At 64.3% G+C, this 300-nt stretch carries 1 protein-coding gene; it reads right to left on the reverse strand.

What is annotated here, in order from left to right; translation table 11 throughout:
- The coding region (locus BK660_RS32380; RefSeq protein ID WP_185045382.1) for an alanine racemase at positions 1 to 203 on the reverse strand (203 nt) is incomplete at its 3' end.
- Between the last annotated feature and the right edge of the window lie 97 nt (positions 204 to 300).

Consider the following 300-nt stretch of genomic DNA (forward strand, 5'->3'; position numbering starts at 1 on the left):
GCGCGCAGTTCCAACGCCTCTTCGATGCAGGCCACGGCAAGACCGTCGGCCTCGGCTTCCAGCGCCTGGGCGCAACGCACCGCGCCATGGCCGTAGGCATCAGCCTTGATCACCGCGAGGGCTTTGGCCCCGGTGAGTTCACGGGCGATACGGAAGTTGTGACGCAGGGCTTGAAGGTCGATCAGGGCACGGGCTGGGCGCATGGCGGCAGACTTCTAGGCGGTCATGGGAATAAAAAAACCGGCGCTGGCTGGTGGCGTGAACCGCCAACAGCACCGGCAGAGGGATCTTTGAAACGGT

The sequence above is a fragment of the Pseudomonas brassicacearum genome (assembly GCF_003732265.1).
GTDB classification, from domain to species: domain Bacteria; phylum Pseudomonadota; class Gammaproteobacteria; order Pseudomonadales; family Pseudomonadaceae; genus Aquipseudomonas; species Aquipseudomonas brassicacearum_D.